The following is a 22239-nucleotide window of genomic DNA, read 5'->3' on the forward strand; positions in this document are numbered from 1 at the left end:
TCGCCTACACTTAATACAATTTTTTAACCTGATTTGATCCAGCCGTTCACAGCGCCTGGCGGTGTTGCGCCACGGCCGCCCGAACGTCGGGGTACTTCAGGGCCAGAATTCTGGCGGCCAGAATCGCTGCATTCTTCGCTCCCGGCGCGCCGATTGCCACCGCCGCCACCGGTATCCCCGGCGGCATTTGCACGACCGACAACAGCGCATCGAGTCCGTCGAGCGCCGCAGGAAGGGGTACGCCGATTACCGGAAGTATCGAATGGGCCGCAGCCACTCCCGGCAGCGCCGCCGAGAGACCGGCCATGGCAACGATCACTTCGTACCCGGTCTCCTCGGCCTTACCGGCCAGTTCGGCGGTTTTCTGAGGCTGTCGATGCGCCGAGCAGACTTCTATATCACCGTCGATACGGAATTCCTTCAGCAGCGACCGGCATTGTTCGGCGTATTCCAGGTCCGATTTCGACCCGACCAGTATGAGTACTCTGGGCATATGTTTCAGTTCTGCCTGTTTCCTTTTTTGAAGGCCCGAAAGCCTATGTCACGACGGAAGAAGGCTCCCTCGAACCTAATCCTCTTGATCTGCTCGTAGGCGCGGCCAAGGGCGCCTTTGAGATCCTTGTCCAGACCGATAACGCTGAGCACCCGGCCGCCCGCCGTCAGCCACTTGTTCCCCTCTTTCGTTGTCCCGGAATGGAAAGCAAAGCTCGAGTTGTTCCAGTAGTTCTGGAGACCGGATATTCGTAAACCCGTCTTGTATTTGCCGGGATACCCCTTGGAGGCCATGACTACGCAGGCGGCCGCGCCGCTGCGCCACTCCAGCCGGTCGAGGCTGCCCAGTTTCCTGTCAACTGCCTTGGCCAGCACCTCGGCGAGATCCGTCTTGAGCAGGGGCAGCACCGCCTGGGTCTCGGGGTCGCCGAACCGGCAGTTGAACTCGAGCACTCTCGGCCCCGAGGCCGTTATCATCAGTCCGGCATAGAGGACCCCTTGATACGTGATATTCTCATTGCGCAGTCCGGTGATGGTGGGGGACAGAATGTGGTCGTACACATCCTGCATCAGCGCACTGTCAAGGAAGCTCGTGGGGCAGTACGCACCCATCCCGCCCGTATTCGGGCCTTTGTCACCTTCGTATGCCTGCTTGTGATCCTGGCTGGGCAGAAGCGGGAGAATTGTCTTACCGTCCGTAATTGCCATCACGGACACCTCCTGGCCGTTCAGGAACGATTCCACCACCACCCGGGCCCCCGCCTTGCCGAACCGCTGGTCTACCATTATGGCCTCGACCGTCCGGGCAGCTTCCTCGAAACTGCCGACCACGAACACTCCCTTTCCGGCAGTAAGGCCGTCAGCTTTTATCACCGCCGGGTACTCAAGCGATTTGCAGAATCCAACCGCCTCGGTCGACGTCTCGAAGACCTTGAACGGAGCCGTGGGGATGTGGTATTTCTGCATGAACTGCTTGGCGAACACCTTGCTGGCCTCGATCTGTGCGGCTCGTTTTTCGGGTCCGAAGATCTTCAGCTTGCGGCGGTGGAACTCGTCGACTATACCCATCGCCAGCGGCTGCTCCGGGCCGACCACTGTCAGCTCGATTTTCTTGCGCTGTGCGAAGTCGGCCAGATCGCGAACGTTATCGGCGGGGATATTCAGGCATCTCCCGGCCAGGGACATGCCGCCGTTGCCCGGCGCACAGAAAATGGCCCTGACCTTCTTGGATTGCTTGAGCTTCCACGCGAGAGCGTGCTCGCGCCCTCCTGAACCGACTATTAGTACTTTCATCCTTTTTTCAACCGGACTTTCGTCATGGAATAGCGAATTATACGAGAAGAAGGCTAAAATTCAACAGTTTTTTGGAGGCGTGGTCACGCTATCCGGCCGCGCCGGCCGGCAGTCGACCCCGGCTAAGTCGATTCTAATGAACATAACCTGTTGACAACGCGTCTGCGGATTGATTATCTTTGCAGCCTGTTTTGGCTGGTCGGCCGATTGGCCCTGCATCTGTCTAGTACCGGTTGGGAGAAAGGTCATCTGTACAATATCGCGAGGAAGCGGAGATGAAGAAGCTTGTACTGGTTTTGCCGTTGGTCTTTATGCTTGCAGTGAACACTTCCGTTCTGGGTCAGGTGGAAGAAGAGGAAGAACGGGACGTCCTTGAAGTCGTCGGCTTTTTCGGGGCCGCCATCCCGACGGCCGGTGTTGCAGAGTGGATGAGCCCGGGCGGCCCGGAGATCGGAGCCAAACCGGGCATCGGTTTCGGCGGGGGAATCGGATATTTCGTCACCGGCAATCTGGTGCTTGGGGTTAACTTTACCTATTCTCAGCACAGCCTGGACACTCAGGCCGGAACAGGCAATCTGGAGCACCGCTTCTACAATCCCAGCCTGTATCTCAAGCGCTATTTCTACGGCGAATCGGACCTGGTTCCCTACGTGAAAGTGCACGTCGGACTGGATAATCCAAAGTTTACAACCTGGGTCTGGGATGAGGCCCTTCAGCAATTCAAGTTCCGGGAACTGTCCTATGATCCGGCGCTGGCATTTGGCGCCGGGGTCGGCCTGTTCTACTATACCTCTGACTACAGCGGACTGCTTTTGGAGGCAAACCTTCATTACGGCTTGAGCGAGGATGCCGAAGGGACTTTCCAGGATCGGACGTACAGATTCGGCGAGAGCAATGTCATGATCGACGTGCATGCCGGTGTGAAAGTGTTCTTCGGCTCCGGCGAGTGATACCAGGCAATCATGGAACCCCCGGGCCCGCTTCTGCAAGCGGGCCTTTTTTGTCGTTGCGAGCCGGGTGAAGACACCGTAGCTTTTGCAGCATGAAACGCCCGAAACTGCTGATTGTTGATGACGAACCTAAGCAACGGGAACTGTTATCCGGTTATCTGGGAAATGAAGGTTTCCGGGTCACTGAAGCTGAGAGCGGAGAGAGAGCGCTTGAAATCTACCACACGGTGTTTGCTCCGCTGGCTCTCGTGGACATGAAGATGCCTGGAATCGACGGTGTGGAACTGTTGATTCGCCTGAAAGAGATCAACCCGTTTATCCAGGTGATAGTCCTGACCGCCTTCGGGTCCGTGGAATCAGCGGTTCGTGCCATGAAGGCGGGGGCCTTTGATTATTTGACCAAGCCGGTCGAAGACCTGGACGAATTGCTGTTAAAACTGGAGAAAGCCGCCGCCCAGAACCGCCTCGTTGTCGACAACCAGGCAATGGCCGAGCGCCTGGCCGAGATTTTCCCCAGCGCCGAGATCATCGGCGAATCGCCCGCCATCACCCGGGTCAAGGAACTCATCTCGCTGGTCGGCCCCAGGGATGCCACGATACTGATCACCGGACCGTCAGGAACGGGCAAGGAGCTGGTGGTGCGAGCCATCCATTCGCTCTCGCCTCGTTCGCAGAATCGCCTGGTGGCGATAAACTGCGCGGCTTTCCCGGAGACGCTGCTTGAGGCCGAGTTGTTCGGTTATGAGCGCGGCGCCTTCACCGGCGCCGATCGGGCCAAGCAGGGACGGTTCGAACTTGCCGACGGCGGGACGCTGTTCCTTGACGAGATCGGCGAAATGCCGCCGGCGATGCAGGCTAAACTGCTGCGGGTCCTCGAAGAACGGTCCATTCAGCGTCTGGGCTCGGTTCGGGATATCCCCATTGACATCAGGATACTGGCCGCCACCAACCGGGAGTTGGAGCAGTTGATCGAGCGCGGGAAGTTCAGGGAGGATCTGTACTACCGCTTGAATGTCATCCGCGTGCACCTGCCTCCGCTCTCGGAAAGATCAGGTGATATCCTGCTGTTGGCCGAGCGGTTCATCAAGAAGTACGCGCGCAAGATCGGCAAAGAGGTCAAGGGACTGGACAGCGAAGCGGCCTCGGCACTGGCGGCGTATCACTGGCCCGGCAACGTTCGGGAACTGGAAAACGTCATCGAGCGCGCCATCGTCCTGACCCGGAACGAGTATCTCACGAAACAAGATCTCCCCGGGCTGACGGCGGGCGGGGCTATGGTTGCCGAAGCCGTCGTGCGGACCCTCTCCGAGGTCGAAAAAGAGCATATCAAAGCCTGCCTTGACAGTCTCGGCTGGAACATCGGCCTCTCGGCCGAGAAGCTCGGCATACACCGCAATACCCTGCGGGTGAAGATAAAGGAATACGGGCTGGCAAAGGATTGAGTCCGGGTCGCCCTGTTCCTGTGCCGCCTTCTTTGCATCTGCACAGAAAATGTGCACGAAAACCTCCCCGAAATACACCCCGCCAGCGCTATCCTGCTTTACAATAACGCGTTACGGAAATTGGCACGATTCTTGATACTCTCCTGACTGGAGACTTTAAAGCAGACACTGGAGTGAAACATGAAAAAGATAATAGTCTTGGTCCTGATCCCGCTTATCGCCCTTGTGACAGGCGGTTGTGATAACGACGATGAAATTGTCTACGTGTCCGACCCGCCGCCGCAGTCGCCTCAGGGCGTGTTCTCGGTCACCGGTGACGGGCAGGTCACGATCGGGTGGCTCGGTCTGTGGGAGGATGACATTGTAGAATACGTGGTCGGGTGGAACGACGCCCTGCTTGGGGAATACGAGGAAGTCGGCCGCGTCCCTGCCGATCCGCGCGATACCGAGACGAACCTGTACTGGTTCGTGGATACCGACGTGGACAACGGGACGACGTACTTTTACTCGGTCTGGGCCGTCGATGAAGCGGGCCAGGTTTCCCGTCCGTCATATGAGGCCGTCTTTGATACTCCCCGGCCGCAGGGCCAGGTGGAGTTGTACTCGCGGTTTGCCAGCCCCGTTCAAGCCGGCTTTGACCTGAGTCAATCTGCCGTCGTGCCCTGGGATGCCACTACGGCCGATGTCTTCATCGATCACATAGAGATAGCGGACGGGGATAGCACGTTGGTGGTGCTCTACCTGAACACGGCTAACCCGGCTACGGACATTCAGGACAAGGGATATACCGATGACTTTGACGATGTAGACTGGGCGCCGGTGGAAGGCTGGTCGGACTTGCAGTACTACGAAGTAATCCCCGGCCACACGTACGTCATCTGGACGGCTGACTACCATTATGCCAAGATGCGGGTCAGCTATGTGAGCCGCGACACCCGGCTGGTGGCATTTGAATGGGCGTACCAGGTTGCGGATACGACCAACGAGTTGGGCAATCGCGAATTGATGCCCCCGCCGCCCGAGTCGGAGGTTGACCCCGAACACGTTACGGCCGAGCAGGTCGACCGGACGTCACGCTAAAGAGCATGAGACGCGAAAGGATTGGTGATGCCATGTTACGTAATACCAAAAAGACGGCGCTGGCGGCCCTGCTGGCGGCAATCGTCAGTGTGACGACGGCGGCGGCCCAGCCGGCGGAGCAGGAGTACGGCGACTATGAGCGCGTGGCGCGAGTAGACCGGTACCTGGATGCCGAGGTCTGGACCAATCACTACGACGGTGAGTACTACGAAGGTGACAACATTGTCATCCATTTTCGCGTGAGCCGGGATGCGTTCGTCGTCATCTACTCCATTGATACTCGCGGTCGGGTGAATCTCCTGTTTCCCGCAGATCCGACTCAGGACAACTTTGTCTATGGCGGAATAACGAACAGTCTGCCGGGTGAAGACGACGGGTACGACCTGATGGTCAACGGCCCCGAAGGCCTCGAGCACTTGCAGATTATCGCCTCTCGCGAACGTTTTTCGGTGCCGAACTGGTACCACAATTCGGGCCTGGTTTTCACGGGCGATGACCGGTACGACTACATGGACTACCTGAACGACCAGTACTTCGTTCGCTACGACGGCCAGCGGTTTGCCTATGATCGTGCCGTGATTTTCGTTGATGAATGGGAGCCGTACTACTACCGGCCGGTTTACTATCCCGGGTATCCGGCCTGGTCCGTTTGCGGTAACGCCTACATCGACTACCCCTGGGGCGCCACGGTATACGTCAATGGATACTACTGGGGTGTCGCGCCGCTGTATATCCCGCGCCTGGTGGTCGGCTGGCACACCGTGACGATCTACGACCACTACGGTTACTGCTGGGAAAGCGACTTCCACGTCAGCCGGTACAACACCGTAGTCTTCAGCCGGACGGTGGTCAAGACGAGCGCCACGGTGACTTCCAAGTACGCCGCCGTAAGGAAGGTCGGATACCGGGATCCCGTGATGCACGGCTACCCGAACTTCTCGGCCAAACCGGCCGGCAAGAACGTTACGAAGCTGCAGGCCGGCAGCGTTACCGGGACAAAGACGCTCAAAGAGTCCGGGGCGTTCAACGACTACGTGCTGGACAAGAAGTACGTGCGTGGTTCGACCAAGCTCGTCAAGACGAAGCGCGGCTATGAAACCGACGTAGCCGGTTCAGGTTACACGGGCAAGGCCAAGAGCGTGGAGTCGTCCAAGTCAGAAGCCGCCGGAGAGCGCCGAGTGACCTCGTATTCAGAAAAGACGACTGACCGCGGCACGTCCGGCAAGTCCACGATTGGTGCGAAAGATTACTCCCCTGACAAGAGCGTGTCGGGCGAATCTTCGGGCTACTACGAGAAAAAGAGCGGGACCTCCGGAAAGGTCCGCTCGGGCTCCGGGAAGGCACAAAGCGACCCGAAGGTGCGGGTCGGCTCCAAGTCAGGTGCCGCTACGTCGAAGCCCAAAGGCGACGCCGGTAAAACACCAAGCGTGAAAAGCTCTAAGGAAGAGAAGTCAGCCGATAAACCGTCCGGGAGCGTCAAGAGTCGTACGACGTCAAAACCATCCGGCGGTAAGTCCGGCGGCTCGGTCGGGTCTGGCAGCACATCTTCGAGCGGAAGCAGCTCCTCGGGCAAAACGGGCAAATCCAGCGGCGGGTCCTCAGGCAAGAAGTCCGGCTCGGGCGGCAAGGGGAAGTAAGGGTGTCGTGTTTTCTGTCAACGGGTGAGGTGAAGTCAAGCTCATGAAAGCCGGGTGTGAATCATGAAACGTTTACTGACATATCTGTTGTGTGCCGCCTTTCTGTTCTCTCTGAGCGGCGTAGCATCGGCGGTTGAGAAAAAGAAGAAAGAGGACACGCCTAAAGCTAAGGTGCAAAAGCGCGATACATCTTCGAAGACTGTCACCAAAACGACAGCGAAGAAAACAATCCTGGTGCCGAAGCGGCCGGCTGCAACTAAGAAGAAGTACGATAACTTCGTCGACCGTAATAAGAACGGTGTCGATGACCGCCGGGAAAACCTGAAACAAAAGGTGCAAAAAAAGCCCGCCGCCGAGGTTCAGAAGAAGCCGAGCAAGGACTCCGGCTCCAAGAAAGAGCCGAAAAAGTAAAGGCTTACCGGCACGTATAGACATTCAAGCCGCCACCGTCAGGTGGCGGCTTTTCGTCTTCAGGGGGCATTTTTCTGAACCGTTCTGACTTGACTATCGTTAGAGAATGTGTTAATTAGCAATGGGTGTCAGGGTGGACTGCCAAAATGGCAGTTGCTCGATAAGCGCAGAGGAGCGTGATGGCTTTTGAGAATCTGTCGGACCGCGAAAAGTTGGTCCTGTTTAACCTGATCAGCCACTATATCGAGTCGGCCGATCCGGTGGGCTCGCGCGTTATTGCCGACAGGTTCAGGATGGGTATATCCTCGGCGACGATTCGCAATACCCTTCAGGATCTGGAGGACCTCGGCCTAGTCGAGCAGCCGCACACCTCAGCCGGCCGCGTCCCCACCGACAAGGGGTACCGTGTCTACGTCGACTACCTTCTCAAACCGGACACGCTCAGCGAGACGGAGAAGGAGACCATCAAGCAATCCATTCTCCGTGAAGGGCGGGGGATCAGCGAAATCCTGGGCCAGACGGCCAGGGTTCTCAGCGACATTACCGACCAGCTTGGACTGACCGTGGCGCCCCGATTCGAAGAGGGGGTTCTCGGGAGCCTGAGGTTAATTCCCGTTTCCGAGGGGCGGTTGATGGTCGTGGTGATCGTCAAATCCGGTCTGGCTCGCTCGCTCATTCTGGAAGTGGAGGCATCGGTATCGGACTCGGCGTTGCGGGAGGTGGAGCAGGGTCTCACCGAGCGCCTGACCGGGCTGACGCTCTCGGAAATCCGTCGCACCATAACTGAGCGCATGGCCGGTGTGTCCGGGCAAGGCCGGCTGATCAAGCTGGTCATGGACGCCAAGGACAGGATCTGGACGGAAGACCGCGCCGGTGATCTGCACTATGCGGGGACCAACACGCTGTTGTCCAAGCCGGAGTTTGCAGACCGCGGGCGATTGTCGAAGCTGATGAAGGTGCTCGAGGACGGCAAGGTGCTGCTGGAGTTCCTCGGTGAAGCCGAGCGTGAAGGCCTTATCATAACGATCGGCGAAGAGAACAAGATGGATGAGATCATAAACTGCTCACTGGTCAAATCGACTTACCGGGTCGGCAATATCACCGGCACTATCGGCATCATCGGTCCCACCCGGATGCCGTATGCAAAAGCAGTGTCCATTGTCGAGTACACGGCGCGATCGATCACCGAGCTGCTTGCCGGGATGAAGCCTGCGAAGGAGCTATGAGTAAATGTCCAGGAAAAGACACATAAAGGTAGAAGGACCATCCGATTCCGGCGAGGCCGATCAGCGTGCCGCTCCCGGCCCGGCGGAGTCTCCCAGCTCGTCAGACGAGACCGTGGCAAAGTCGCCTCGTGAGGGCAACGGCGGGGAAGCGGAGCAGGCCGAAGCGGCGGTGGAGTTGTCTGAAGAGGAGAAGCTGCGTGCCCGGGTTGAAGAGTTGGAGGATCAATTGCTTCGCGCCATGGCGGATCTCGACAATTTCAGAAAGCGTTCCGCGCGGCGGATCCAGGACGTGGCGGCATCGGCTAACGACCGCCTGATCGGTGAATTGCTCGAAGTAGTGGATAATTTCGAACGGTCCTTCGAGCACGCCGAGGAGGCTGCCAACGCTGAAGCGATACGTCAGGGTACCCGGATGGTTTACGCTCAGATGAAAGACCTGCTCGGCAAGTATGAGGTCCGGCCGATTGAGGCGCTGGGCAGAACCTTCGACCCGCGCTACCACGAGGCCCTCATGCAGGTGGACTCTGACGAGTATGATGAAGGGCTGGTCGCGATGGAGGTCAGCAGGGGGTACATGATCGGGGATCGCGTGCTCCGGCATGCCAAGGTCGGGGTCAGCCGAGGCGCCCCGACGGACCGAGCCGGAACGCGAACCGAGGTGGAGGAAGACTGAGTTGTCTCCGCAGATGCCGTCCGTGCACCATGAGGTCGCGGTCGGAACACCAAACGAACGGAACAAGAAAGTGATGACGTATAGAGGAGGAAGGAAACATGGGGAAAGCAATCGGCATTGACCTGGGCACCACCAACTCATGCGTGGCTGTACTGGAGGGGAAGGACGCGGTCGTCATTCCCAACCAGGAGGGTTCGCGCACGACGCCGTCGGTGGTGGCTTTTGCCAGGGACGGTGAGCGTCTCACGGGCGCTGCGGCTAAACGCCAGGCGGTTACAAACCCGGAGAATACGGTTTTCTCCGTCAAGCGATTCATGGGACGGCGGCACGAGGAGGTGTCCTCGGAGGAGAAAATCGTCCCGTACAAGGTAAGCGCCGACGCCGAGGGGAACGTCCAGATCGAGGTTGCCGGCAAGAAGCTGAAGCCGCCGGAGGTGTCGGCGATGATTCTCCAGCACCTCAAGAGCGCCGCCGAGAACTACCTCGGCGAGGAAGTCAAGCAGGCGGTGGTCACCGTCCCGGCGTACTTCAACGATTCGCAGCGACAGGCCACCAAAGACGCCGGTCGCATCGCAGGTCTCGAGGTGCTCCGTATCATCAACGAGCCGACTGCGGCTTCGCTCGCATACGGTCTGCAGAAGAAGGGCAACGAGAAGATCGCCGTCTACGACCTTGGGGGCGGCACCTTCGATATCTCCATCCTCGAGATCGGTGACGGTGTTTTCGAGGTCCGTTCCACCAACGGTGACACGCACCTGGGCGGTGACGACTTCGATCACGTGGTCATCGACTGGATGGCTGAAGAGTTTCTCAAGTCGCAGGGGATTGACCTGCGCAAGGATCGCATGGCCTTGCAGCGGCTCAAAGAGGCGGCCGAGAAGGCCAAGATCGAGCTTTCTTCGACGATGCAGACCAACATCAACCTGCCGTTCATCACGGCGGACCAGTCCGGTCCCAAGCATCTCGATTTGACGCTCACGCGGGCCAAGTTCGAGCAACTGGTTGATCATCTGGTTCAGCGCACGGTGGAGCCGTGCAGAGCAGCCCTGGCCGACGCCAAGCTGTCGATGGGCGACATTGACGAGGTCGTGCTCGTCGGCGGTATGACGCGTATGCCCAAAGTGGTTGAAACGGTCAAGCAACTGTTCGGCAGAGATCCCCATAAGGGCGTCAACCCGGACGAAGTGGTCGCCATCGGCGCCGCGATACAGGCGGGCGTACTGACCGGAGAGATGCGCGACATCGTGCTGCTCGACGTTACGCCGCTCTCGCTTGGCATTGAAACGCTGGGCGGCATCATGACCAGGCTTATCGAGCGGAACACGACCATTCCCACCAAGAAGTCGCAGATCTTTTCGACGGCGACCGATAGCCAGCCCGCGGTGTCGATCCACGTGCTGCAGGGAGAACGTCGCATGGCCGTGGATAACCGCACCCTGGGCAAGTTCGACCTGGTAGGTATTCCGCCGGCTCCCCGGGGCGTGCCGCAGATCGAAGTGACGTTCGATATCGACGCCAACGGTATTGTGCACGTCAGTGCCAAGGACCTTGCCACGGGCAAAGAGCAGTCGATAAAGATCGAGGTCTCCTCGGGCCTGTCGGAGGAGGAGATCAAGCGCATGGTCGATGACTCTGAGAAGTTCGCCGACGAGGACAAGAAGAAGACCGACCTTATCCAGGCTCGCAACGAGGCGGACCAGTTGATCTACAGCACCGAGAAGACTCTCAAGGAGCAGGGGGAGAAGATCTCCGAGGGTGAGAAGAAGAGCATTAAAGAGGCCGTCGAGGAGCTTCGCAAGACCATGAGCGGTGAATCGGTCGAGGCCATCAATGCCGCCAAAGAGAAGCTCACTCAGGTGTCCCACAAGCTTGCCGAAGAGATGTACAGGCAGGCTCAGCAGGCGGCCGGTGCGCAGGCCGGGGCCGGCCAGGGGCCGGCGGCCGGAGGAGCCGAGGCCGGTCCGGACGCTGCGGCCGAGAGTTCCACGGGAGAGAAAAAGGACGGCGCGGTGGATGCCGACTTCGAAGTCGTCGATGATGACAAGAACCAGACCTGATGGCTAAACAGGATTACTACGAGGTCCTCGGCGTTGATCGGAGTGCCGGATCCGACGAGATCAAGTCGGCGTACCGGAAAAAGGCGATGCAGTACCATCCGGATCGCAACCCGGGCAGCAAGGACGCCGAAGATAAGTTCAAGGAGGCCACCGAGGCCTACGAGGTTCTCAAGGACCCGGACAAGCGTCGCCTGTTTGACCAGTACGGGCACGCCGGCCTGGCCCAGGGGGCGGGCTTCGGCGGTTTCGGCGGATTCGAGCACTTTGATCTCGGGGATGCCCTGCGGGCATTCATGCGTGACTTTGGCGGGGGCGGGTCGATCTTCGACGAGTTCTTCGGCATGGGTATGTCCGGGGGATCTCGTCGCCGCGTCAACCGCGGTGAGGACCTGCGGGTGCGGATCACCCTGACCCTCGAGGAGATCGCCGGTGGGGTTGAGCGCAAGATCAAAGTCAAGCGCCAGGTTCGCTGCGACACCTGCGGCGGCACCGGCTCGGCCGCCGGATCGTCAAGAAAAACATGTCCCCAGTGCCGGGGGTCCGGTCAGATGCGAAGGCTTTCACGGACCTTCCTCGGCACCGTCCAGCAGGTGAGCACGTGCGACATGTGCCGCGGCGACGGTGAGATCATCGGGGACCCGTGCAGGACCTGCAGCGGAGCCGGCCGGCACCAGGGCTCCACGATGGTCAATATCAAGATTCCGCCCGGTGTCTCCAGCGGCAACTACATGACCATCGAGAACATGGGCAACGCGGCGCCCCGCAACGGTGAGCCGGGCGATCTTATTGCCGTGTTCGAAGAAAAAGAACATCCCCAATTCACCCGCCACGGCGACCACGTCGTGTACGAGTTGCCCGTTTCGTTCACGACCGCCGCCCTCGGCGGTGAGTTGACCGTCCCTACGTTAGCCGGCGAGACAACGCTGAAAGTACCTGCGGGCACGCAATCCGGCAAGGTGATCAAGATGCGCGGCAGGGGCATTCCGCGCCTTCATGGCACCGGTCGGGGGGACCACCTGGTCCAGATTACGGTGTGGGTGCCGACCAGGCTCTCCGCCGAGGACAAGCGGCACCTGGAAAAACTGGCCGGTTCCGAATCGTTTCAGCCGCCGTCGGCCGACCGATCGTTCTTCCAGAAGTTGCGCGAGACGCTGGGAGTGTGACGATGGCCGCGCTCAAGCCGCAAGGATACATCGAGGTGCAGGTTGACGTCCCGTCGCAGGTAGCCGACGCGGTTTGCAGTTTCATCACCGACAACCTCTGCCCCGGTCTGGTCCTTGAAGAAGAAGAAGGCAGCCCGTCCGTTGGCATAATCTTCTACGTGCCCCAGGCGCAGAAGCGAACTTTTCGGAAGCCGCTGACTGCCTACCTCTCGCAACTCGTGGGTGAGGCGATGCCGTCCGTGCCGCCGATTCGCGAGCATACGATTGAAGCCGCCGATTGGGAAGAAGAGTACAGGATGTCCGTCAAGCCCGTTCTCGTGGCTCCGGACGTCCTGGTGCGCCCGGTCTGGCGCGAACCTGAGACGGCGGTCGCGTACGATATCGTCATCGAGCCGAAAATGGCCTTTGGAACCGGCGCGCACGAGACGACGCAGAGCTGCCTGCGGGCAGTCCGCGAGCATTTCCAACCTGGTATGCGATTCCTGGACATGGGTTGCGGCTCCGGCATTCTCTCCATACTGGCCGACAAGATGGGAGCTTCGTACATCAGGGCCGTCGACTACGACCTGACGGCGGTGGAGAACTGCCGGGAGAACCTCGCGGTGAACCGCGTGGTGACTCGCCATGACGTTCTGTTCGGGTCCATTGACAAGTGCGACCGCGATGAACCGTATCAGTTCGTCTGCGCCAACATCATCAAAAGCACCATTCTCTCCATGCTGGACCGGCTGCTGAGCCTGACCGCCCCGGGCGGCTTTCTCGTGCTCTCCGGCTTGCTGGAACCCGACCGGGACGAGGTGGTCGAGGCGCTTCGGCGGCGCGGACAGAACGGCTACTCGACCGAAGTCGCCGACAAGTGGATCACGTATACGATTCGCAAGGTATAGCCAGTGCAGCCGCCCGTGTTTTATGCGCCGCCGGAGTGTCGGGTCGAGGGAATGATCCACCTGCCCGAAAGCGAGGCTCGCCACGCCGCCGCCGTGCTGCGGTTGGTGCCGGCATCGACCGTAATCGTCATCGACGGGCTCGGTACGGCCTGCCGTGGCGAACTCGTCGAGGTATCCCGTCGCAAAGCCACCGTGCGCGTGCACGCGGAACATCGTAACTTCGGGGAGCCGGGCGTTCGCCTGACGCTTGCTGCCGGGATGTCCACGGGCGACAAGTTCGATTCCGTAGTGCAGAAAGGGACGGAACTGGGCGTGAAGCGATTCGTCCCTATCCTGGCGGAGAAGTCGAAGGTGACAGTGACTGACCCGGGACGTGCCCGTACGCGCGTCAGGCGGCTGGAAAAGGTTGCCCTGGCGGCGGCCAAGCAGTGTCGCCGGGCATACCGGCCGGAAATCGCCCTGCCCACCGATTTCTTGAAGTTTCTCGGCGAGCAGGACGAAGAGAGCCTCAAGCTGCTGTTTCATACCGGTAGCGATGCCGTTCCTTTCCAGAGTGTCGACTTAGCGGCGGATACCCGCCGCGTGACCCTCCTGGTGGGGCCGGAATCGGGCTTTTCCGATGACGAGGCGCGGCAGGCCCGGCAGGCCGGTTTCCGGCAGGTGGCGCTCGGGGCCAGGATACTGCGCACCGAAACGGCCGGACCGGTGGCGGTAGCGCTTGTCATGCAGCGTCTGGGCGAGTTCAGTTAGGCGCGTTGCTGCCGATAATCCATTTGGTGGAAGCAATTCTCAACTATCTGATCGCGGGTCTTCTCGGGCTGGCCGTCGGCTCGTTTCTGAACGTTGTCATTTACCGGCTGCCCCGCAGGGAGCGAATCCGCACCGGCCGGTCTGCCTGTGTCCACTGCCGGCACCCGCTGAAGTGGTACCACAACATACCCGTTGTGAGTTACGCCTGTCTTCGGGGACGGTGCGCGTTCTGCGGCGGACGCATTTCTCCTCGGTACCCGGCCGTCGAACTGATCACCGCAGGCTTGTACCTGTACCTGCTGTGGCAATTCGGCCTTGCCCTGGAGTCCTTTATCTTCGCGTACATATTCTCTGCCCTGGTGGCGATATTCTTCATTGATCTGGAGCATCAAATCATTCCTGACGTCATCACGCTGCCGGGTATCGTTCTGGGCGTGGCGGTCTCTCTGCTGCCGGGCGGGATGAGCATCCTGTCGTCCCTGCTGGGCCTGGTCGTCGGCGGCGGTTCCCTGTACCTGATCGCTCTTCTCGGTGACTGGCTGTTCAAGAAGGATTCCATGGGCGGCGGCGACATCAAGCTGGCCGCGATGCTTGGCGCCTTCCTTGGCTGGCAAAAGGTCCTTTTCGTATTCGTGGCGTCGGCGGCCATAGGGCTGGCAGTCGCGCTGGTCTTGATGGCGTTCTCGCGCGGATTGCGGCGGCACCGCGTGATACCGTTCGGTCCTTTCCTGGCCGTTGCCGCCATGCTGGCGGCGGTGTGGGGCGACCGGATAGTAGGTTTCTACGTAGATCACTTCCTGGGCCTTCCATAGGGCCGAGCCGATTCTTAATTCTGCCGCCGAAATTCCGATTGATCAGGCGTAACCATGGCCAGACCGCGAAACAAGTTCGAAGCCGAAGTACATCTCGGTTTTCTCGTCATCGTCAGTCTGCTGTTGCTGCTGAACTTCGTCTCCAATTTCGTCGTGTACAGGGCACGTTCGGCGGACCAGACGGGACTGTCCGGGCATCTTCGGCAGACTTCCCTGGCGATCAGCCGCGCGGTTCAGCAGAAGCTGCCGCAGCCGCTGTCGGACGCCGAAGTGCGTGACCTTGCGGTCCGGCACGACCTGAGCGATTTGATCGTGATTCCCTCGCAGCCGGCCGAAGATACGCGCGATGCCAGGCGGCAGTGGTTTGCCACCATGGCCCACAACTTCCCGCCCGGGGAACTCCCCCGGATGGCCGAGAAACTCGTGCGGGCGGAATACCAGCAGTTGACGCGAGGCGACGGCGACGAGTACTTCTACGTCTATCCGATGCCGGTGAAAGCCGGGCGAAGTCTGCTGGTGCTTACGGTCGAGCGTGCCAACCTTGCGTATCTTGACGATTCCAGAAAGGTGCTCACTTTCATCCTGCCGTGGTCAGTGGTCATTGTTCTGGTTACCTATCTCATCCTTTCGCGGTTCATCTTCAGCCCGTTTCGCAAGCTCAAGGAACAGGCCACTCGGGCCGGTCGCCGAGTCGAAGAGGGGGGTAACGAGGCCGAGGCGCTGGTCGACGAGTACAGGCAGGTTATAGAGCGCCTCAGGCAGAAGGAGGCCGAGCTTCTCAAGCTCAACGCCTCAATCCAGAGCCGCGTGGACTCACTCGAGCAGTTCAACCGGTACCTCCTGTCCTCCAGCGATTCCGGCATTGTCACGATGGACGAGCAGGGTCTTGTGCTGTCGCTCAACGACGCCGCGCGGCGGATTCTGCAACTTGACGACGAACGCGACATCGGCACGCGCTGCGAGGAACTGATTGCCAGCTATCCCGAGCTCGGCCGACGGGTGTTTCGGGCGCTAAGGGGCGGCGACTACGAGGGCTACCGGGAACTTTCCCTCAAGCGCCGGGACGCCGACGATCTGGTCGTCGGGGTCACCATATCGCCCATTAAAGATTACGACGAACAGACAGTGGGCGTATCCGTGCTGCTGAACGACCTGACCGAGCTGGCCCGCCTTCGCCGTGAACTCGAACAGAAAAACCGGCTGGTCGCGCTGGGCGAGATGGCCGGGGGGCTGGCGCACCAGTTGCGCAACGCCCTTGGCACAATCGCCGGTTACGGGCGGCTGGTGTGTCGGCGGCTGGTCAACTGCGGTCAGCCCACGGACAACATCGACGCCCTGCTTCAGGAGACGACTGAGGCGGAAACCCTGATCGGGCGCTTTCTCAATTTCGCGCGACCGCTGTATTTCATCCCCTCGCCCGTCGACGTGCGTTCCCTGATCGAAGAAACGGTCGGATCTTTTCGCGTGCGCGAAGAATCCCGGTCGGCCGAATTCTCAATTTCGTTTGAGGGCAACCAGACGGTTCAGGGCGACGCCGCCCTGCTGAGGCAGGCACTGGTCAACATCCTGGACAACGCCGTCCTGGCCTACCCCGAGGGCCGGGGGACGGTGGCAATCTCATCGGTCGAGGTCGGTGGCGGCGTACGGATAGAAATAAAGGATTTCGGTACGGGAATCGCAGAGACCGAGCTGGACAGCATCTTTACTCCGTTTTTCTCCAATCGTCCTTCGGGCACCGGGCTGGGGCTGTCCCTGGCGCGGAAAATTCTCGATCTGCACGGCGGGCGAGTCACGGTCACCTCCAGAGTCGGGCAGGGAAGTGTCTTTACGTTGTTCCTGCCCTGCCGGCCGTGCGCGAAGTCAGTGCCGGCGGATCAGGCGCCTGCCGGGTCAGTGTAGAAAAGTGCTTGGGGAATCGCCCCGTTTTGCTATATTTGAGACTGGTTTTCAGGAGGACGTATGTATTCAGTCTCAGATTTTCGGCGGGGTTTGCCGGTTGTGGTTGATGATCAGCCGTACTACGTGGTTGAGTTTCAGCACTTCAAGATGGGCCGTGGCAAGGCCAACGTTCGGACCAAACTAAAGCACATCAAGACCGGCGCGGTGATCGAGAAGGTCTTTTCCTCTAACGACACTTTCAAGCCCCCCGACCTCGAGAATCGCAAAATGCAGTACCTTTACGAGGATGGCGGCGAATTCGCATTCATGGATTCGACGACGTTTGAGCAGCTTCAGGTTCTCGCCGGCAACCTCGGCGAGGCCCGCTGGTACCTCCTGGAAAACCAGGAATACACTGTTCTGTTTCTTGATAACGAGGCTATCGCCGTCGACCTGTCGGCCTCGGTCATTCTGGAAGTTGTCAAAACCGAACCGGCCGTCCGGGGGGACACGGTCAGCAACGTCACGAAGCCGGCTACGCTGCAAACCGGGCTCGTGGTCAAGGTTCCGCCATTCGTCAAAGAGGGCGACAAGGTCAAGGTGGACACCCGCACCGGCCGTTACCTGGAACGAGCAAACTGACGGGTGAGCGCATCCCGGCGGATCATAGGCGTTGACGAATCCGGCAAGGGTGACTTCTTCGGCCCGCTGGTCGTGGCTGCCCTGCTGGCGGACGATGCTCAGACGACCGAACTGACTAAGATCGGGGCCAGGGATTCCAAGAAAATAGCCAACGGGCGGCTGCTCGAGATCGATACTGAACTCCGTCGTATCTTTCCCCACGCCGTGGTCGTCATCTCACCCGAAGAATACAACGATCGCTACGAACAGATACGAAACCTCAACAAACTGCTGGCCGCAGGTCACGTCCGCGCTATCGAACTGGTGCTGCTAAAATCGGAGGCGGAGATTGCGATCTCCGACAAATTCGGCAAGACCGAGCTGATTGAGACGGCCATGCGAGAGCGCGGTCATACGCTGCCGTTGCAGCAGTTGGTTCGCGGCGAGGCAATCCCACAGGTGGCGGCTGCCTCGGTCCTGGCCCGTGCCGCTTTCATTCGGCAAATGCAGGAGCTGTCCCGCCTGATCGGTGTCCGGCTTCCGCTGGGAGCGGCCAGGCAGGTGGACGAGGCAGGACGTCGCGTCGTGGCGACCCACGGCGTCGGTATACTGCGCAAAATCGCCAAAATGCACTTCAAGAACTACAGTCGAGTCGTCAATCCCCGGCTGGATCTCTGAACTTTACGGGCAAAAAAAGCCGGACCCGGTCCGGCTTTTTTTCAGGTCGGCGGCAGTAACCCTCTACGCCGTTCGATTTGTATCAGCTTCCTTCGTTCGGGTTTTTCCAGTCGTCCGGATTGTAGATATCCTGATCTTCATCCTTGTCGATCCTGATTTCACCGATGATGTCGTCGTCCGCGTCCTGTTCCTCGTTGTCGAATTCGTACCCGTAGGTAAGCAAATCGTCCATGGTGAAGCCGTCGGAATCGATGTCGTCCTCGGACGTGATGCCAAGGCTCAAGTCGGTAATGGTCGGGCTGGTGGGCGGATCGGATTCCTGAGAACAGCCAACGCATAACAGGCAGCCTGCCAGGATCAGTCCCAGCAACAGAGTAGACATAGATCTAGCTTGCATGATTTCCTCCCTCCGCCGACGTGACGGCAGTCAGTTGAACTTATCCCTCTGGTACTGCGAAACACCGCAATCCGGATGCCGGACCGGGAGAGTCCGACGAACCCGTTGATTTACAACGGGTTACGCAACCCGGAAGGCCGTGCTCCGGAGCGAACGACGGGAAATGGATAGGCCTGCGTCCGCAGTCAGTGGGCGGAGGGCTATCGATGCCGGCTAACCTCGGTCCGGTAAGTGCCGATAACTGTAGTGATTACAGTAGAATCCACCGTATCTCGGCGCGAGGGAGGTGCCATGACTCCAGAGATTGCCGATTGGCTTGTCTCGCTGTTCTTTCTGCTTGCGCTCCTGCTGGTTCTGAGGTTCAAGAAACAGGTCGGAGTCGAAAGCAGGCGAAGTTATAACCAGATTGCCGTCGGGCTGGCGATCCTGGCCCTGGTAGCAGTCTCCCGCGTGCACAGCAACGCCGGCCTGTTCAACTCGGTTCCGTTTCTATCCGAGCCGGTCTTCTATGAACTGGTCATCTGGATTGCCGCCATCTTCGGGGCCGCCATGCTGGTAGGCGGAGTATCTCACTGGCTGCCGGCCATTCGTGCATACCGCAGGTACAACGAAACGAAAGTACATCACCTGGAGTTTCTCAAACGTCTGGAACAACTGGTCAGCGTGGAAGGTCGCCTGGACACGGTACTCGCTACGACCGTGGATTACATGATGGAACATTTCGGCTTTAAAGACGGCGCCGCGGTAAAGCTCTCCCGCGGCGGGACGCTTCACCTCACTGCCAAGAGCCGGAATCTCGGGCTTGACCGGGGACGCATGTACCGTCTGTCATTCAGCAAGACCGGCTGGCAGAAGTACCTCGACGGCACACCGGCGCAATCGGCCGGTATCATCACCGGCCTGGCGGACTTGGGTGGGCATCCGCAGGTGGTCCTGCCGGTTTCCGTGGCCAATCGTCCGGTGGCGTTCTTCCTCCTCTGGCGTTCGCGAGACACGAACTGTGATCATGACGACGAACTGAACCTGCGAATAGCGGGCGACATCATTGCCCGGAAGATACAGCTGGATCAGGTCAAGCTTCACCGACAGTGGCTGCGCGGTCGTGATCGGCAGCGGCTGAATCTGGAGCGGGCCTTCGACAGCGCGCCGGATCTGAAATCACAAATGACCGCCCTGGCCAACGGCGTCACGGACCTGTCGACGGCCGACGTCCTGTCGCTGCTGCTCGTCGATGAACGTCAGCCGAAGGCGACACGGGTTACCGTGGGCGACAGTGGCACCGTGCTGGTCGAGCATCTTGACGAACGACCTGGTCCGAACACGCTTGCGGGCCGGCTGCTTGACTCGGACAGGGTCCGGATCATCGAGGATATTGGTCAGGCAGGTGACGTCACCGTTGATGAATTCCTCCGCGTGCATAACTTGAAATCGCTCGTGGCCCTACCGCACCGAGTTTCCGGCACGCGGGCCCTGTTTGTCGCCGGCTCACGACGATTACGCCAGTTTGATGACTCCACGGCCGCAGCCGTCGAGACCATTCGCCCCTTCCTGGCCCGAATCCTGCTGGGTTACCAGGCGCAGGCAGTCGCAGCGGCCTATCAACGCCGGGCTGCCCGGCTGAACGGGCTTACCACCCACGTGACCGCCTCGGCCGGAGTGAAACCGGCGTGCGATTATGCCGCCCGCCTGCTGGCCGACGAACTCGATCTCGACTTCGTGCGCATCTCACTGTTAGACGGGGAAGCAGCCTTTCTTGAATCGCGCGCCCTGGTTGTGCGCGGATTTACGACGGGCATGGTGCCGGAGAACGGTACGATGGTGCTATCACTGATGCCCCAGCACGAAAGAGTGATCCAGCGCGGTGAGGTCGTCCTGATTCAGAGCGGACGGGAGCCTGCCGCCCTGTCGGAAATAGAGGCTTCTCAGGTATTCGCGCCCGTGCTCGGCCCGGTTTGCCTGATGCCGATTACCGGCGCCGGCCGGGTCGTGGGCGTCCTGAGCCTGGCAGCCGCCGGCGCGGCGGCACGCAGCGGATTCGAAGCTGAAGAAATGCAGTTTGTCGCTTCCGTTGCGGAACTGCTCGCCCTTGCCGCTCGCCTCTCGGTTCGCACGCCGGATCTGCGGCCCGGGGTTATGCCGGCGGGACCGGAGCCGGTCGGCGAACAGATGGAGACAGCGCTGAAAAGCCGTGTCAGATCTCCTCTGACGGGTATTCTGGGCTCGGTGGAAATGCTCAGGTCCCGGCCGCAGGCGGATCAGGAGCAGGTAAACCGCTACCTGTCGATAATCGACCGCTCGGCTCGCAGGATCAGCGCATACCTGCATGAGGAGGCCGGAAGCTGAGCGCGTCCACGACGTAACCTGCCCGCGAGCCACGCAACGGTCCGGTCCGGGCCGCCACGAGATACCGCTTTACGGTCGTAAGGGGGACTCCCTGCCGTTTAAGAAACCGGTTGCCTTTTCCGGCTAATCAAGTATATTGGCCGGTGAGTCTTCGGGGTGAGGTGCAAATCCTCAACCGGCGGTCATAGCCCGCGAGCCGGATCGAGGTCCGGTTGAACCTGTGAAATTCAGGTGCCGACGGTTACAGTCCGGATGGGAGAAGATGGCGGTTGCTACATAGCTCGCCGTACCGAGCGCGAGCCCGGTCTGACCGTTACCCCGATGATTGTCGCGGGTAATTTTTTATGGGCGCGAAAGCGGACGAAGGATTCATGCGGCGGGCGCTCGAACTGGCGGTTCGAGGACGGGGGAAGACATCACCCAACCCGATGGTGGGGGCCGTTATCGTCAAGAACGGGCGGGTTGTCGGCGAAGGCTATCACCGCCGGGCGGGTGCTGATCACGCCGAGGTAGTCGCTCTCAGAGAGGCCGGCCGCCGCGCCCGGGGGGCTTGCATGTACGTGACGCTGGAACCCTGCTGTCACACCGGCAACACCGGGCCGTGCACCATCGCTCTTATCGACCATCGTATCGAGCGCGTGGTTTACGCGGTCAGGGACCCGGACCCCCGTGTCAGGGGCCGGGGAGCGCGCGAACTGAGACGAGCCGGTGTCACGGTCGAGCACGGCGTGCTGGGGAAAGATGCGGCACGCCTCAACGAGCAGTATTTTGGATTTCATCAGAACCGCCGACCGTTCATCATATTGAAAGCGGCGCAAACGCTTGATGGCCGGATCGCCACGGCAACGGGTGACTCCCGGTGGATTTCCGGTCGGCCGGCGCGCGTTTTTGCACACCGGCTGCGTTCCGAAGTCGACGGCGTGGTGGTTGGCATGGGAACGGTGAAGACCGACAACCCGGCGCTGACGGTCCGACTGGTGAAAGGCCGCAACCCCTATCGCATTGTTCTCTCCCGATCCCTCGATTTCCCGCGTACCTGCGAACTGCTCGACGACAACGAGGACTTCAAGACCGTCGTCGCCTCCACGGAAGCGGCCATCGAGCGGTTTGTCCGGCGTCGCCGGAACAGCGGGATCACTTTCTGGGTTATCAAGTCTGATCGACAACGGCTGCTTGACCTGAATGACTTTGTGGCCAAGGCCGCACGTTTCGGCATCCGGTCCCTGCTGGTAGAGGGTGGAAGCCGGCTGGCGACCTCGTTCGTGAAAGCCGGGCTGGTGGACAAGCTGGTGGTGGTCACGGCGCCGATGTTGATCGGGGAGGGGCGAAGTCTCGTGGGTGACCTGAAGATCCGGAAGCTGTCCCGGGCGATTGAACTGACCGACAGCTCATTTGAACGCTGCGGGAATGATGTCATCGTCACGGGATATCCAAAGAGGAGACGCTGAA

20 protein-coding genes and 1 riboswitch are annotated in these 22239 nt (G+C 60.0%); of the genes, 17 read left to right on the forward strand and 3 right to left on the reverse strand.

All coding sequences use genetic code 11. From position 1 onward, the window contains the following. Window positions 1-46: 46 nt before the first annotated feature. Window positions 47-493 (reverse strand): 5-(carboxyamino)imidazole ribonucleotide mutase, encoded by a 447-nt coding sequence (gene purE, locus VMY05_03975; protein HUV30236.1) that lies wholly within the window; start codon window positions 491-493, stop codon window positions 47-49. 5 nt (window positions 494-498) lie between these two features. Then, window positions 499-1785 carry a phosphoribosylamine--glycine ligase gene (gene purD, locus VMY05_03980; protein HUV30237.1) on the reverse strand — a complete coding sequence of 429 codons (1287 nt, stop codon included), beginning with the start codon at window positions 1783-1785 and terminating at the stop codon, window positions 499-501. 275 nt (window positions 1786-2060) lie between these two features. On the opposite strand from purD, the gene VMY05_03985 reads away from it, so the two are divergent. The 15 genes from VMY05_03985 to rnhC all read left to right on the forward strand — a co-directional run bounded on the left by VMY05_03985 (window position 2061) and on the right by rnhC (window position 18050). Next, window positions 2061-2735, forward strand: a complete 675-nt coding sequence (locus VMY05_03985) for a hypothetical protein (GenBank protein ID HUV30238.1) — start codon at window positions 2061-2063, stop codon at window positions 2733-2735. A gap of 92 nt (window positions 2736-2827) precedes the next feature. Then, the gene (locus VMY05_03990) at window positions 2828-4177 is read left to right on the forward strand and encodes a sigma-54 dependent transcriptional regulator (protein HUV30239.1); all 1350 of its coding nucleotides are present in this window, start codon (window positions 2828-2830) and stop codon (window positions 4175-4177) included. Between the two features lie 180 nt (window positions 4178-4357). Continuing rightward, a complete protein-coding gene (locus VMY05_03995; GenBank protein HUV30240.1) occupies window positions 4358-5257 on the forward strand; it encodes a fibronectin type III domain-containing protein in 900 nt (299 codons plus the stop codon). Between the two features lie 32 nt (window positions 5258-5289). Beyond that, window positions 5290-6894, forward strand: a complete 1605-nt coding sequence (locus VMY05_04000) for a DUF4384 domain-containing protein (protein ID HUV30241.1) — start codon at window positions 5290-5292, stop codon at window positions 6892-6894. 63 nt (window positions 6895-6957) lie between these two features. Further along, the gene (locus VMY05_04005; GenBank protein ID HUV30242.1) at window positions 6958-7305 is read left to right on the forward strand and encodes a hypothetical protein; all 348 of its coding nucleotides are present in this window, start codon (window positions 6958-6960) and stop codon (window positions 7303-7305) included. Between the two features lie 179 nt (window positions 7306-7484). Beyond that, window positions 7485-8531, forward strand: coding sequence for a heat-inducible transcriptional repressor HrcA (hrcA, locus tag VMY05_04010; protein HUV30243.1), 1047 nt, complete (start codon window positions 7485-7487; stop codon window positions 8529-8531). A gap of 4 nt (window positions 8532-8535) precedes the next feature. Beyond that, window positions 8536-9204 carry a nucleotide exchange factor GrpE gene (locus VMY05_04015; protein HUV30244.1) on the forward strand — a complete coding sequence of 223 codons (669 nt, stop codon included), beginning with the start codon at window positions 8536-8538 and terminating at the stop codon, window positions 9202-9204. Between the two features lie 98 nt (window positions 9205-9302). Next, window positions 9303-11261 (forward strand): molecular chaperone DnaK, encoded by a 1959-nt coding sequence (gene dnaK, locus VMY05_04020; GenBank protein HUV30245.1) that lies wholly within the window; start codon window positions 9303-9305, stop codon window positions 11259-11261. After that, a complete protein-coding gene (gene dnaJ, locus VMY05_04025; protein ID HUV30246.1) occupies window positions 11261-12424 on the forward strand; it encodes a molecular chaperone DnaJ in 1164 nt (387 codons plus the stop codon). The genes dnaK and dnaJ overlap by 1 nt, the downstream gene beginning before the upstream one ends. A gap of 2 nt (window positions 12425-12426) precedes the next feature. Continuing rightward, window positions 12427-13311 (forward strand): 50S ribosomal protein L11 methyltransferase, encoded by an 885-nt coding sequence (locus tag VMY05_04030; protein HUV30247.1) that lies wholly within the window; start codon window positions 12427-12429, stop codon window positions 13309-13311. A gap of 3 nt (window positions 13312-13314) precedes the next feature. Then, window positions 13315-14061, forward strand: coding sequence for a 16S rRNA (uracil(1498)-N(3))-methyltransferase (locus VMY05_04035; protein HUV30248.1), 747 nt, complete (start codon window positions 13315-13317; stop codon window positions 14059-14061). Between the two features lie 26 nt (window positions 14062-14087). After that, window positions 14088-14873, forward strand: a complete 786-nt coding sequence (locus tag VMY05_04040; GenBank protein ID HUV30249.1) for a prepilin peptidase — start codon at window positions 14088-14090, stop codon at window positions 14871-14873. 54 nt (window positions 14874-14927) lie between these two features. After that, complete coding sequence (locus VMY05_04045) at window positions 14928-16772, forward strand: ATP-binding protein (protein ID HUV30250.1); 1845 nt, start codon at window positions 14928-14930, stop codon at window positions 16770-16772. Between the two features lie 60 nt (window positions 16773-16832). Then, the gene (gene efp / locus VMY05_04050) at window positions 16833-17393 is read left to right on the forward strand and encodes an elongation factor P (protein HUV30251.1); all 561 of its coding nucleotides are present in this window, start codon (window positions 16833-16835) and stop codon (window positions 17391-17393) included. Between the two features lie 3 nt (window positions 17394-17396). Continuing rightward, window positions 17397-18050 carry a ribonuclease HIII gene (gene rnhC, locus VMY05_04055; GenBank protein ID HUV30252.1) on the forward strand — a complete coding sequence of 218 codons (654 nt, stop codon included), beginning with the start codon at window positions 17397-17399 and terminating at the stop codon, window positions 18048-18050. 82 nt (window positions 18051-18132) lie between these two features. Here the strand turns inward: rnhC and VMY05_04060 are convergent, their stop codons facing one another. Beyond that, window positions 18133-18447: a hypothetical protein gene (locus tag VMY05_04060; protein HUV30253.1), complete on the reverse strand. Its 315-nt coding sequence runs from the start codon at window positions 18445-18447 to the stop codon at window positions 18133-18135. A gap of 291 nt (window positions 18448-18738) precedes the next feature. Here VMY05_04060 and VMY05_04065 point away from each other — a divergent pair, with 291 nt between their 5' ends. Together VMY05_04065 and ribD are read left to right on the forward strand one after the other, a co-directional pair. Next, window positions 18739-20790: a GAF domain-containing protein gene (locus tag VMY05_04065; GenBank protein HUV30254.1), complete on the forward strand. Its 2052-nt coding sequence runs from the start codon at window positions 18739-18741 to the stop codon at window positions 20788-20790. Window positions 20791-20933: 143 nt separating this feature from the next. Further along, window positions 20934-21058: riboswitch (FMN riboswitch) on the forward strand. A gap of 76 nt (window positions 21059-21134) precedes the next feature. Continuing rightward, on the forward strand, window positions 21135-22238 hold the full coding sequence (ribD, locus tag VMY05_04070) for a bifunctional diaminohydroxyphosphoribosylaminopyrimidine deaminase/5-amino-6-(5-phosphoribosylamino)uracil reductase RibD (GenBank protein ID HUV30255.1): 1104 nt from the start codon (window positions 21135-21137) through the stop codon (window positions 22236-22238). Window position 22239 lies beyond the last annotated feature (1 nt).

Source organism: Acidobacteriota bacterium (assembly GCA_035529075.1).
In the GTDB taxonomy this organism is placed as follows: Bacteria; Zixibacteria; MSB-5A5; order GN15; family FEB-12; genus DATKXK01.